The following is a 12,265-nucleotide window of genomic DNA, read 5'->3' as shown; positions in this document are numbered from 1 at the left end:
CCGCCGGAAGTATTCAAAGGTTTGTCTCATCCATGTCACGTCTCAAGGTTCTATACGGGTTTCACGCGGTTACCGCGCGGCTGCGCCACGATGCATCGTCAGTCGAAGATGTCTATTACGACGCCACGCGGCGCGACCGTCGCATGACGGACTTCCTGCATGTCGCGAAGGAAGCGGGCGTCCGGCTGATTGCCGCCGACGAAACGCGCCTCTGGGGACTCGCGCGCACGGAGCGCCATCAAGGTGTGGTGGCACGCGCGGGCGACCTGCCGCTGGCGCAGAACCTGGCCGAACTGCTCGACGGCATTCAGGGCACGGCGCTGCTGCTCGTGCTGGACGGCGTCACCGACCCGCACAATCTGGGCGCCTGCCTGCGCGTGGCCGACGCCGCCGGCGCGCACGCCATCATCGCGCCGCGCGACCGTTCGGCGGGTCTGAACGCAACCGCGGCCAAGGTGGCGAGCGGCGCCGCGGATACGGTCCCGTACATCACGGTCACGAACCTCGCGCGCGCATTGCGCGAGTTGAAGGAAGCGGGCGTGTGGGTAGTGGGCACCGCGGGCGACGCGCCGGCCAGCCTCTACGACACGAAGCTCGACGGTCCCGTCGCGATCGTGATGGGCGCCGAAGGCGAAGGCATGCGCCGCCTCACGCGCGACACCTGCGACGAAGTCATGCAGATTCCGATGGCGGGCACGGTGGAAAGCCTCAACGTGTCGGTGGCCTCCGGCGTGTGTCTGTTCGAGGCGGTCCGGCAGCGGCGCGCGAAGACGGGCGCCTGAGCCCGATCCGGTAAACTTGCGGCTTTTCCGCGCCTTGCGCGCGGGCCGCTTTGCCCCGTTTCTCCGCTTCTCTCCTTCAAGCCGCTTCATCCATGACTCAAGACGAACTCAAGCAACTGGTCGGCCAGGCCGCCGCCGACTACGTGAACGCCAACGTGCCCGAAGGGGCCGTGATCGGCGTGGGCACCGGCTCCACGGCGAACTGCTTCATCGACGCGCTCGCCGCCACGAAGCACCGCTATCGCGGCGCGGTGTCGAGCTCCGTGGCCACCACGGCGCGGTTGCAGCAGCACGGCATCAAGGTGTTCGACCTCAACGAGATCGAGTCGCTGCCCGTGTACGTGGACGGCGCCGACGAAATCGACCATCGCGGCGCCATGATCAAGGGCGGCGGCGGGGCGCTCACGCGCGAGAAGATCGTGGCCTCCGTGGCAGACGTGTTCGTCTGCATCGCGGACGCTTCGAAGCGCGTGGACGTGCTCGGCCAGTTCCCGCTGCCCATCGAGGTCGTGCCGATGGCGCGCACCGCGATCGGCCGCCGCGTTGCGGCGATCGGCGGCGTGCCCGTGCTGCGCGTGGCGAAAGACGGCACGCCGTTCATCACCGACAACGGCAAGGAAATTCTCGACGTGAAGGGCCTCGCCATCAGCGACCCGTGCGGCCTGGAAGCCGTCATCAACGCATGGCCCGGTGTCGTGACCGTCGGCCTGTTCGCGCAGCGCGGTGCGGACCTGTGCCTGCTCGGCACCGAAACCGGCGTTCAAACCATCACTTACGCGAAGCACTGAGCGAAGCGCTGAGCGCATCGCGCGAGGCCTCGCCTTTCGAAAGACGAGGCCTCGTCCATCAAGGACTCACGCAGCCGATTGCGCGGGTCATCTGCTCGACATAGACGTCGAGCGAGAAATAGCGCTGCGTATCGATGAGCGCCTGTTCGGCGAGCCGCTGCGCGAGTTCGGGCGCGGCGCGCAGCGTCTCGATCGCATCCACCAACGCCCGGCGGTCGCCCGGCGCCACCAGCCAGCCGTTCTGGCGGTGCCGCACGATCTCTTTCACGCCGCCCGCGCCCGCCGCAATCACGGGCCTGCCCGCCGCCATCCCTTCGATGATCACGCGCCCGAACGGCTCAGGCTCCGTCGAGGTATGCAGGATCACGTCCATCGCTTTCATCCACGCGGCCATGTCGTCGCGAAAGCCCGCGAAGTGCACGCGGTCGGCCACGCCGAGTCGTAGCGCCTGGCGGCGCAGCCGTTGCGCGTAGTCGTCTTCGCCGAAGAGCGCCGCGCCTACCAGCACGAGATGCACGTCCGGCAGCCGCGGCAGCGCGGCGATGGCGATGTGCTGACCCTTCCACGGCGCCAGCCGTCCGAAGAGACCGGCGAGCCACGCGTCCTCGGGCAGGCCGAGGCGGCGGCGCAGCGTGCCGGGATCGGCGCTGTCCACGTTCGCGAACGCGTGCGTATCGATACCGTTGTGCACGACCGGAATCGCCGCGAGCGGAATGCCCGTGAGCGAGGCGAGCGACTGCGCGGAGGCCCGCGAATTGGCCACCACGTGATCGACGAGATGGCGCGCGATGAACTTCACCGCGAGCAGCTGCATGGACCCAAAGTGGTCGGTCGACATGATGTCGTGCAGATGCCAGATGACGGGCCGCCTGTGCAGCGGCTTGCCCAGCGCGCCCAGTACGAGCGCTTTCTGCGTGTTGAGGAACAGCACGTCGTAGCGCTTCGCTGCCTCGGCGATGGCGCGCACCTGGCGCACGATGGCGGGCAGCGCGAAGAGCCAGCGAAAGCGCAGCGCTTCCTTGCTGATGCCCGACACGCGCGCCTCGCTCGCCACGCTCACGTTCACGCCGAGCGACGCAAGCCGCTCGCGAAACGGGCCGTCCGAGAGCAAGAGCACCGCGCCGCGCGCGGCGAACGCCTGGGCGAGCGGCAGCAGCGAAAATTCGGCGCCGCCCAGTTGCCCGCTCTGATCGACGAAGAGCACGGTCGACTTCGCCTTGAGGCCGGCCAGCAGCGCGCCGACTGACGAGCCCATCGACGAAGCAGCCGCCGACGGCTGCGCCTGCGGCAACCCATGAGCTGCGCCACGGAGTTCGGATGCATTCATCGGCGCTTACCTCGCGAAGGCCTGAAAGAAGTGGCGAGATGTCCCGCACTGGGCGCCATTATTCTCGTTACGTTCCCTGAATTGTGTGGTCGCGCGCACGCACGGCAACGCATAAGCCGTCTTACACTCGTTCGCGAGATACGAGACCAGGGGGCGGGGAAGATGAAAGTCGCGATCGTGCACGACTGGCTCGTGCAGCCGGGCGGCGCGGAGAAGGTGCTGGAGCAGATCATCCGGTGTTTTCCCGACGCGGACCTGTTCAGCCTCGTCGACTTTCTCGAGGACCGCACGCCCGTGTGCGGCAAGCCGGTCACGACGTCTTTCATCCAGCATCTGCCGTTCGCGCAGCGCCGCTATCGCGCGTATCTGCCGCTCATGCCGCTCGCCGTCGAGCAGTTCGATCTTTCGCCTTACGACCTCGTCATCACGAGTTCCTATGCGGTGGCCAAGGGCGTGCTGGTGGGTCCGGACCAGACCCATGTGAGCTATGTGCATTCGCCCATGCGCTACGCGTGGGACCTTCAGCACGCGTATCTGCGCGAGGCGCATCTCGAGCACGGCCCGAAGTCGTGGGCGGCGCGCGCGCTGCTGCATTACCTGCGCGGCTGGGATGCACGTTCCGCGAACGGCGTGGACCGGCTGATCGCGAATTCGCATTTCGTGGCCCGCCGCATGATGAAGACGTATCGACGCGAGGCAACGGTGATCGCGCCGCCCGTGGACGTCGATCGGTTCGAGCCGTGCAGCGCGAAGGAAGATTTCTATCTGACCGCCTCGCGCATGGTGCCGTACAAGCGCATCGACCTCATCGTCGAAGCGTTTTCGCTCGTGCCCGAACGCCGGCTCGTCGTGATCGGCGATGGACCCGGTTTTGCGGCGATCCGCGACAAGGCCGGTCCCAACGTGACGGTGCTCGGCTATCAGCCGTTCGAAGTGCTCAAGGACCACATGCGGCGCGCGAAAGCGTTCGTGTTCGCCGCCGAAGAAGACTTCGGCATTGTGGCCGTGGAGGCCCAGGCGTGCGGCACGCCCGTGATCGCCTATGGCAAGGGCGGCGCGCTGGAAACGGTCGTCCCGCTCGGCGAGCCGCAACCCACGGGCGTGCATTTCGGCACGCAGAGCGTGGCGTCGCTGCTCGAGGCCGTGGACCGCTTCGAGCGCGAGCAATCGCAGATCAGCGCCGCGGCGTGCCGCGCGAATGCCGAGCGTTTCAGCGCAGCGGCCTTCCGGCGCGCCTTCATGGTGGAAGTGACGCGCGCCATCGCGGCGGCCCGAGCCGGCCTGCACGGCGGCTACGCGGGCCATGCAGCCCATGCAGGCTACGAACGCTTTGAGCACGGCGAGCGCGCGCAGGCTTACGAGGGCTACGCGGGTTACGAGGCCCGCGAAAGAATGACGGACTCCGAACCGAGTTTCGACGTGAGGCAGGCGCCGGCCAACCCTCGCGATGCAGTAAGCGGCAGCGTGGCAGGTCGCATGTGGGGCCGCTGAAAGACCCGCTTCAAAGAAGACAGATCGATGCCTCCGTAGCGGGGCACACACACCACAGAAGGGGCCATACGACAATGAACGCAGAACCTTTTAACGGGGGCTTCCCCGATATCGCGAGTGCATGGATGCTGTTGCAACGGCAGATCCTGCTCAAGCCGATACGCAGCGAGGCCGACTATCAGCGCATGCTGCGCCTCGCAGGCCAGCTCACGGCGCAGATCAACGGCAATGCCGACAGTCCGCTCGCGGACCTCGTCGGCGTGGTGAAGGATTTGATCCAGGTATGGGAGACGCATCGCGTCTCGCTGCCCAAGGCGGCGCCGCGCGAGGTGCTGCGCGAATTGCTGCGCACGCATGGGCTCAAGCAGAAGGACCTCGCCGACATCGCATCCCCCACCGTGATCAGCGATATCCTCGCAGGACGCCGCGCCATCAGCAAGAACGTCGCCAAGGCGCTCGCCGAGCGCTTTCATACGGACGTCGGCATCTTTATCTGATTCCAGCCGGAGTGGCAGCGCGGTGACGCGTTGCCGGCCGCCGCCACCTGTCGCGCCTGCAACGCCCTCCCATCGCATCGAACCCAGGCATCAAACCACGGCATCAAACAAAACGCGGTGGCATTCCTTCGTCGCAAAGGAACGCCACCGCGTGATCGCTTCCTGAAATTCCCGCTGAAGTCTCACACCGGACCGGGGCCTATCCGCACCCCCGTCCGCTTCGTCTGGCTCAATGCGTTTTGCCGTCCGTCGGCCCGCCGGCCGTGTAGGTGTACGCATACGCGTAGTCGTAGGTGCCGTAGCGGCCGCCGTGCTTGAGCGGCATCGCGTTCATCACGCCGCCGATCACGCGTGCGCGGGCGCGCCGCAGTTTCTTGAGCGACTCCGCGATGTTGCGTTCCGTGTGCGCGCCTGCCCGCATCACGAGCACCGTCGATCCCGCGATGTTCGCCACGATCGCCGCATCGGCCACCGCGAGAAGCGGCGGGGTATCCACGATCACGAGGTCGAACTGCTGCTCGAAACGCGACAGGATATCGACGAAGCGCGCCGAGGTGAGGATCTCCGACGGATTCGGCGGATAGGCACCGGCCGCGATGAAGTGCAGCCCGTCCACGCCCGTGGCGCGTGCGGCTTCTTCCAGATCCATCTGGCCCGTCAGTAGTTCGGTGAGCCCGCCGTTCGGCGAGCGGCCCAGGTATTGCGCGAGCCGCCCGCGCCGCAGGTCGGCGTCGATCAGCAGCACGCGCTTGCCGGATTCCGCGAGCAGCGCCGCGAGGTTTGCGCAAAGGAAGCTCTTGCCGTCCGACGGCGCGGGGCTCGTCACGGCGACCACGCGGTTCGGCGCATCGATCAGACCGAACTGAAGCGTCGCGCGCAGCCCGCGCAGGCCTTCCACCGAGGTATCGAACGGGTGCGTCTTCACGAGCAGCGGACGCAGCGCGGGCCGCGCCGCCGGCATCACCGTTTGCGTGCCGGTGGGCAGCGACACCTGCACGGGCGCCGTCGCGGCCCCCGCGGCGCCGGCCATGTGCGGCGGGCGGATCAATCGCGCGAGCCCCGCCGGCAGCGCCGGCAGACCATGCCGCGCTGCTGCGCCCTGCACCAGCGTCGCGCGGCTCGTGCTGAGCGCAATGCGGTCGCTGCGCGCCTGTTCGAGCGAGAGGGGAATCGCGCCGAAGATGGGCAACTGATAACGCCGCTCCACGAACTCGGGGTCGCTCACGCCGGTAAAGAACGTGCGGCGGCAGTACGCGAACACGATGCCGGCAATCACGCCGAGCACGCTGCCCGCCGAGATGATGAGCGCCGCCTTCGGCCGCACGGGCGAGGAGGGCAGCAGCGCATCGTCGACGATATGCACGTTGCCGATCGTGCCTGCGCGCGAAATGGAAAGCTCCTGGATCTTGTTGAGCAGCGCCACGTAGATTTCTTCGGCCACCTTCGCGTCGCGCTGCAGCGACATCGCTTCGCGCTCGGAACCGGGCAGCGTCTTGAAGTGGTCTTCGAAGCGCGCCTTCTCGCGCGAGAGCGCCTCGAGCTGCGCGTCGAGCGTCTTCACTTCGGGGCTGTCGCTCGTGAAGCGTTGCAGCAACTGGGCGCGCGCAATGCGCAGCTCGGCGATGTGCTTCTCGTATTCGAGCCCGCCCGAGAGGTACATGCCCGCTTCCTGCGTGGGCTGGAACGAACCCACACGTTGCTGGTATCCCGAGAGCGCCGTTTCCGCGCGATGCACTTCGTCGCGCACGCGCGGCAGTTCGCTGTTGAGGAACGCGAGCATGCGGCTCGCTTCTTCCTGCGCGCGCTCGGTGCGTTCCTTGAGATACGACGCAGCCACGGCGTTCGTGATGGCGGTGATGGCGTGCGGGTCGGTGCCCATGTACGAAAGCTGCACCACGCCGGTTTCGCGGCCTTTTTCCATCACCTGCAGCCCGGAGGCGAGTCCGGCCACGGCGTCGAGCTGGTTCGCGCGCGTCACGTAAAACTCGGTGCCCGGGCGTGCCACGAGCGTGCTCACGAGGATGGAGATGCCGTTTTCCGTTGCGCGTTCGCCGGCCACGCCTGCGAGCAGCGCCTTGCCGTAGGGGTCGACCAACGTGTAGCGGCCGTCGCCCAGCGCACGCAGCGTGAGCCGCACGCCTTCCAGCGACTTCGGCACCGTGATCGAATCCACGGCGAACTGCTCGCCGCCCCATGCGTAGGAATCCATACCGAACCATGCCGGCAGCGGCTCGCCGGGGTGCGCAAAGAACGCGGTGAGCTTGCCGAGGAACGGCATCGTCTTCGGTGCCGCGCTGAAGTTGAGCTTGAACTGCTCCACCACGGGCTCCACCACCGCGCGGCTTTTGATGATCTCGATCTCGGCGTCGGTGCGCATCGCGCCCGCGGACGGCACGAGCGAGGCGAGCGCCTGCGAGGTGCTGTTCGCGTTGTTGGCGGCGGGCTCCACCTGGATCAGCGCGTCGGCCGAATAGATGCGCGTGGCGAGATGCGCGTAGATCACGGCCGCGAGAATCACGCAGCCCGCAATGCCGATCACCCAGCCGATCTGTTCGCCGATGATGCGCAGGAGGTCGCGCATCACGGCGTCTTCGTCGCTTCCCGCCGGGGCGTGCTCCAATGTTTCGTAAGTGCTCATGTCGATGGCTCCGTTGGTCTTAGCGCGTGAGCTGGCGGGTGAAGAACAGCGTTTCGAGGGTGGGCGTGATCTGCTGGAGCGCACGGTTGAAGCGCGCCGAGCTCGCCACCTGCACGTACACCACGTCCTTCGGCTGCAGGTCGAACTTCGTCATCAGCAAGAGCGCGTCCACCTGGGTCATGTCGAGCCGGAACACCGTGGGCGTGAGCGTGCGCGAGTTGATGACGGTGTCGCGCGTCACGGGGTTTAGCAGCTTGTCCGCACCGCGAATCACGTAGACGAAGTGCGGGTCGCCCGTCTTCACGTCGAGGCTGCCGGCGCCTGTAAGCGCGTCGGCGAGCGTGAGCTTGCCGCGGTTCATCGGCAGCGAGGTGGGCTTCGCCACTTCGCCCAGCACGAATACGCGGCTGTTCGCGCGGTCGGGCACGTCGACGATGTCGCCGTCTTTGAGCAGCACGTTCTGTTGCGGGTCGCCCGTGTCGAGCAGGGCCGCCACGTCGATGGTGTAGCGCTTGCCGTTGCGCGTCACGCCCACGTTCTGCAGATCGGCATCGGCCTGTGCGCCGCCTGCGCGGTTGATCGCGTCGATCACCGAAAGCGGCAGGTCCGTGATCGATTCGGCCACCGGTGCGCGCACGCTGCCCGTCACCTGCACGATCTGGCTGTTGAAGCCCGACACGCGCACGTCGATCTGCGGGTCGCGAATGGTCTTCGCGAGCCGCTGCGTGAGTTCGTGCTGAATGTCCGCGGCGCTCTTGCCGCGCGCCTGCACACGGCCCACGCGCGGGAAGAAGAACGTGCCGTCCGCGGCGATGCGCACCGTGAGCCCGGCCTCGCCACCGCCGCCCACCGCGGGCGCCGTGCCGTTGGCGATGGGGCTGCCCGCGCCTTCGCCGCCCGCAGAGGCCGCCGGGCCGCCCGCACCGTATCCGGCATAGCCTTGCGGCAGCGGCGCTGTGCCCGACGCGCTGCCGAAGCTCGCGCCCGTGAGTTCCGGGTGGTCCCAGACGATGATGGTGAGCTGGTCGTTGATGCCCACGCGGTACTGATACTGGCCGCGCGTGGCAGGCGTGAGGCAGGTGAGCGGGCATGCCGATTCGTTGACCGCCGCCGTCTCCTTCTTCGCGAGGTCGCGGAACCACGCGACGTCGATGGGCTGCACCGGGAAGCGGTCGGCTTCCTGTTGCGCCTGCACGCTATCGTCGAGCCGTTTGCTGTCCAGATACGGTCCGGGCGCGAGTGCGCAGGCACAAAGCGCCATGGCCGCGCTGCACGCGGCGAGTGTTCTGATCTTCATGTGGATGGTCCCTCTTTTTTTCCAACCCCGAGCTTCTTTTCAGCTTCTTGTGTGCACGGCCTCATGCCACGCAACGCGCATGGCGCACAGGCCGACCCACCACTTGCGCAACGCGAGCGCGACCCCGTCGCGCCCCAACGCAAGTGACAACGCGCGCGCAAGCCCCGGATCCGCGCGGTTGCCTATCAGTGACGAGTAAGCGACGAACGCCCAGCGGCCAGGCGGCGACAGGTGTTCGCACATGATGAGTCTGAGATTGAAGGACGCGTTGTAGAACGCCGCGTCGCTGAACGTGAAGCGCTGGTCTTCGTCGCCGCGCGGCGCGGGGTAGTGTTCCACCACGAGCGCCGGGTCGTAGACGAGCTTCGCGCCGCGGCGGCGCACGTCGAGACTGAACGCCATCTCGCAGTGCACCTGCGCGCCGCTGCCGCGCAGGCGCGGATCGAAACGCAATGCGCCGACTGCCACGCGCCGGAACGCCATGTTCACGCCCTTCAACACATGCACTTCGCGCGGCTCGCCATGCCCCAGATGGTGGTTGCCGATGGCGCGCCCATACCAGCGCACGAGGCCCACCGCCGCTTTATGTCCTTGCAGCACGCCGCCGCGTTCGTGCACGACGTCGCGCCCGCCCAGGCCGCCCAGCGTCGCGTCTGCCGCAAACGCGGCTTCGATGCGTGCGAGCCAGTCGTCATGCGGAGCGGCGTCGTCGTCGGTGAAGCAGAGCACGTCGCCCGTGGCCGTATCGAGGCCGCGGTTGTACGCGGCCACGACGCCCGGCTCCCGAACCCACACCACGCGCAACGGCAAGGTGGTCTCCTGCGCGCGTAAAAAGGCATGCGTGTCGTGATCGTCCGGGCGTGCCACCACCAGCACCTCGTCGGCGCGGCGGCGCTGTGCGGCGAGGGCGGCGAGGCAGCGCGCCAGATCGGCGGTGCGGCGCCACGTCGGTACGATCACGGACAGTTTCACGGCTTTTCCCCGGTGTGCTCTATGCGATGCTGTCTGCTGCCAATGCATTGGTCATGCGCGATGTGGTCCTGCGGTGACTGCTGCTGCGTGGTCTCTCTCTGCTGTGTTCTTTCAGTACGCGTTGCGGCCCGTGAAACCCTTGAGGATCGTGGCCAGCACGATCTTCATGTCGAACCAGAACGACCAGTTGTGGATGTAGAAGAGGTCGAACTTCACGCGTGTTTCCATCTTCTCGACCTTGCGCGTCGCGCCGCGGTAGCCGTTCACCTGGGCCCAGCCCGTGATGCCCGGCTTGATGCGGTAGCGATGCATGTAGCCGTAGACGAGATCCTTGTAGAGGTCGTCGTGCTCCAGCGCGTGCGGGCGCGGGCCCACCACAGACATCTGGCCGAGCAGCACGTTGAAGAACTGCGGCAGCTCGTCGAGGCTCGTGCGGCGCAGGAACGCGCCGATGCGCGTCACGCGCGCGTCGCCGCGCGTGGCCTGGGTGATCTGGCCAGGCGTTTCGTGGTGCACGGTCATGGAGCGGAACTTGTAGATGTCGAACGGCTGCCCGTCCACGCCCTTGCGCCTCTGCCTGAAGATCACGGGCCCGGGCGAGCTGAGCTTGATCGCCACGGCAATCGCGGCGAGCAGCGGCGAAAGCGCGACGAGCGCCGTGAGCGCGAAGAGCCGGTCGAACACCATCTTCGGCCACAGTTGCGGCGGCGACACCGCCGGGGCGGTGAGATTGATGGTGGGCAGGCCCACGATATCCACCACGCCGTGATCGAACAGCGAGATGGAGCGCACGTCCGGTATGAAACGCAGGTTCACGAAGTCGTCGCGGAACGCGCGCATGAAGCGATAGAGCGTGTGCTCCTCGGAAAGCGGCAGCGCGAGCCACACTTCGTCGATGTGCTCGCGGCGCACCCTGGCCACGAACGCGTCGGGGTCCGTGAGCACAGGCAGCGTGCCGATGCGCTCCGTGCCGCGCTCTTCCAGCGCGTACGGGTCGGGCACGGCGCCGGCCGTGGTGGCATCGAACACGCACAGGGGCCGGAAGCCGCCTTGCGGCATGCCTTGCAGATGCGCCACGAGCGAGCGCGCAAAACCCGGCGCGCCCACAATCGCCACGCTGCGGCAGTTGATGCCGCGGCTGCGCGCACGGCGCAGCGCGAGATGCGCGACGAGCTTGGTCGCCACGATGAGCGCACCGGAGACCAGCGTGGAATAGCCGAACCACAGTCGCGACACCGCGTTCATCTGATGCAGCGTGAAGACCAGCATGAGGCCCGCCACCACCACGACGAGCCACGCGCACACCACGCGCATGAGCATCGCGACGAGCGGCTTGCCGCGCCACGTCTCGTACACGCCGAAGGCGGGAAAGAGCAGCATGGCGAGCGTGCAGTTGAAGGCGATGAGCAGGTACTGCGTGTCCGTAAGCAAGATCGGCGCGGGGTAGCGCAGCAGGTACGCGAGAAGCGCGCCTGCAACGACGGCAAGCGCATCGAGACACCGGGCGACGTTGGCGAACATCATGGCGCGTTCCTCGTCCTGTTCCTGTCGTGGGGTCTCGTTCGCGTTGGCGTGGGCGTTGGCGTCGCGCGCGGCATCAACCGACGGTTTCTGCGTGGCGGGCTTCGTGCAGGCGCGGCAGCAGACGGTCGAACTCGCGCTTCACGAGCCCGTAGCATTCGCAGGCGCGCGCTTCGAGGCCCTTGCGGTCCAGCACCTTGATGTGGCCGCGGCTGTGGTGGATCAGCCCCTGGTCATGCAGCCGGCCCGCCGCTTCGGTAATGCCTTCGCGGCGCACGCCGAGCATGTCGGCGATGAGCTGTTGCGTGACGGTGAGTTCGTCGGAGGCCACACGGTCCACTTCGATCAGAAGCCAGCGGCACAGCTGCTTGCTGAGCGAGTGATGGCGATTGCAGGCGGCGGTCTGTGCGACCTGCGTGAGAAGCGCGTGCATGTAGAGCAGCATCAGGCGGCGCAGGAAATCCGAGCGCGCGAACTGCTGGCGCAGCGCCTGTGCGCTCATGCGATAGGCGAAGCCCGAGCATTGCACCTGCACGCGGTTCGGCATCGTTTCGCCGCCCGTGAGCACGGGCACGCCCGTCATGCCTTCGCGTCCCACCGCGGCAATCTCCACGGAGCTGCCGTCTTCCATCGTCGAGAGCATCGAGATGATGGCCGTGGTGGGGAAATACACGTGGTGAATGCGCTGGCCGGAATCGCACAGCAGTTGTTCGGTGCGCAGATGAACCAGTTCGAGATGCGGTGCCAGTGCCTGCCATTCGTGTGACGGCAGTGCGCCTAGCAGATGGTTACCGTGCAGGTCGGATTGAAGGGTCAACATGATCGGTCCTCGTATGAAGCCGCGCAGCGTGCAGCTTCGCTTCTTCTTCATCCGGCGCGACTTCCACGTGTCGTGTTGCCTGCCGTCTATCGACGGGCTCTTCCGTGTTCATATCGCGCCGGCCCCGTTTGG

At 67.0% G+C, this 12,265-nt stretch carries 10 protein-coding genes; 4 read left to right on the top strand and 6 right to left on the bottom strand.

Features of this window, described 5'->3' with window-relative positions; genetic code table 11:
• Nucleotides 1-32: 32 nt before the first annotated feature.
• Together rlmB and rpiA are read left to right on the top strand one after the other, a co-directional pair.
• A complete protein-coding gene (gene rlmB / locus U0042_RS11955; RefSeq protein WP_114814645.1) occupies nucleotides 33-782 on the top strand; it encodes a 23S rRNA (guanosine(2251)-2'-O)-methyltransferase RlmB in 750 nt (249 codons plus the stop codon).
• A 92-nt stretch (nucleotides 783-874) separates the two neighbouring features.
• Nucleotides 875-1,570, top strand: coding sequence for a ribose-5-phosphate isomerase RpiA (gene rpiA / locus U0042_RS11950; protein WP_114814644.1), 696 nt, complete (start codon nucleotides 875-877; stop codon nucleotides 1,568-1,570).
• 58 nt (nucleotides 1,571-1,628) lie between these two features.
• Here rpiA and U0042_RS11945 read toward each other — a convergent pair whose 3' ends face one another.
• Entirely contained in the window at nucleotides 1,629-2,897 is a 1,269-nt protein-coding gene (locus U0042_RS11945) for a glycosyltransferase family 4 protein (RefSeq protein ID WP_232833568.1), read from the bottom strand.
• Nucleotides 2,898-3,059: 162 nt separating this feature from the next.
• Between U0042_RS11945 and U0042_RS11940 the strand changes: the two genes are divergently transcribed.
• Nucleotides 3,060-4,388, top strand: coding sequence for a glycosyltransferase family 4 protein (locus U0042_RS11940; protein WP_114814642.1), 1,329 nt, complete (start codon nucleotides 3,060-3,062; stop codon nucleotides 4,386-4,388).
• Nucleotides 4,389-4,462: 74 nt separating this feature from the next.
• Nucleotides 4,463-4,885, top strand: coding sequence for a helix-turn-helix domain-containing protein (locus U0042_RS11935; protein WP_114814641.1), 423 nt, complete (start codon nucleotides 4,463-4,465; stop codon nucleotides 4,883-4,885).
• A 229-nt stretch (nucleotides 4,886-5,114) separates the two neighbouring features.
• Here U0042_RS11935 and U0042_RS11930 read toward each other — a convergent pair whose 3' ends face one another.
• The 5 genes from U0042_RS11930 to U0042_RS11910 form a co-directional block, all read right to left on the bottom strand.
• Nucleotides 5,115-7,523, bottom strand: coding sequence for a polysaccharide biosynthesis tyrosine autokinase (locus U0042_RS11930; protein ID WP_114814640.1), 2,409 nt, complete (start codon nucleotides 7,521-7,523; stop codon nucleotides 5,115-5,117).
• Nucleotides 7,524-7,542: 19 nt separating this feature from the next.
• Nucleotides 7,543-8,820: a polysaccharide biosynthesis/export family protein gene (locus U0042_RS11925; RefSeq protein ID WP_114814639.1), complete on the bottom strand. Its 1,278-nt coding sequence runs from the start codon at nucleotides 8,818-8,820 to the stop codon at nucleotides 7,543-7,545.
• Nucleotides 8,821-8,859: 39 nt separating this feature from the next.
• Nucleotides 8,860-9,840, bottom strand: a complete 981-nt coding sequence (locus tag U0042_RS11920; protein ID WP_114814638.1) for a glycosyltransferase family 2 protein — start codon at nucleotides 9,838-9,840, stop codon at nucleotides 8,860-8,862.
• A gap of 63 nt (nucleotides 9,841-9,903) precedes the next feature.
• Nucleotides 9,904-11,313: an undecaprenyl-phosphate glucose phosphotransferase gene (locus U0042_RS11915; protein ID WP_114814665.1), complete on the bottom strand. Its 1,410-nt coding sequence runs from the start codon at nucleotides 11,311-11,313 to the stop codon at nucleotides 9,904-9,906.
• Nucleotides 11,314-11,389: 76 nt separating this feature from the next.
• Nucleotides 11,390-12,133 carry a Crp/Fnr family transcriptional regulator gene (locus U0042_RS11910; protein ID WP_114814664.1) on the bottom strand — a complete coding sequence of 248 codons (744 nt, stop codon included), beginning with the start codon at nucleotides 12,131-12,133 and terminating at the stop codon, nucleotides 11,390-11,392.
• Nucleotides 12,134-12,265: the final 132 nt, after the last annotated feature.

The sequence above is a fragment of the Paraburkholderia kururiensis genome (genome assembly GCF_034424375.1).
Lineage (GTDB): Bacteria > Pseudomonadota > Gammaproteobacteria > Burkholderiales > Burkholderiaceae > Paraburkholderia > Paraburkholderia kururiensis_A.
This window is presented reverse-complemented; position numbering and strand designations above follow the sequence as displayed.

Excerpts from the sequence above, each read along its gene's own strand:
- U0042_RS11915 (WP_114814665.1), bottom strand. The coding sequence starts at position 11,313 with ATGTTCGCCAACGTCGCCCGGTGTCTCGATGCGCTTGCCGTCGTTGCA.
- U0042_RS11930 (WP_114814640.1), bottom strand. The coding sequence starts at position 7,523 with ATGAGCACTTACGAAACATTGGAGCACGCCCCGGCGGGAAGCGACGAA.
- rlmB (WP_114814645.1), top strand. The coding sequence starts at position 33 with ATGTCACGTCTCAAGGTTCTATACGGGTTTCACGCGGTTACCGCGCGG.
- U0042_RS11925 (WP_114814639.1), bottom strand. The coding sequence starts at position 8,820 with ATGAAGATCAGAACACTCGCCGCGTGCAGCGCGGCCATGGCGCTTTGT.
- U0042_RS11940 (WP_114814642.1), top strand. The coding sequence starts at position 3,060 with ATGAAAGTCGCGATCGTGCACGACTGGCTCGTGCAGCCGGGCGGCGCG.
- U0042_RS11910 (WP_114814664.1), bottom strand. The coding sequence starts at position 12,133 with ATGTTGACCCTTCAATCCGACCTGCACGGTAACCATCTGCTAGGCGCA.
- U0042_RS11920 (WP_114814638.1), bottom strand. The coding sequence starts at position 9,840 with ATGCATTGGCAGCAGACAGCATCGCATAGAGCACACCGGGGAAAAGCC.
- U0042_RS11935 (WP_114814641.1), top strand. The coding sequence starts at position 4,463 with ATGAACGCAGAACCTTTTAACGGGGGCTTCCCCGATATCGCGAGTGCA.
- U0042_RS11945 (WP_232833568.1), bottom strand. The coding sequence starts at position 2,897 with ATGAATGCATCCGAACTCCGTGGCGCAGCTCATGGGTTGCCGCAGGCG.
- rpiA (WP_114814644.1), top strand. The coding sequence starts at position 875 with ATGACTCAAGACGAACTCAAGCAACTGGTCGGCCAGGCCGCCGCCGAC.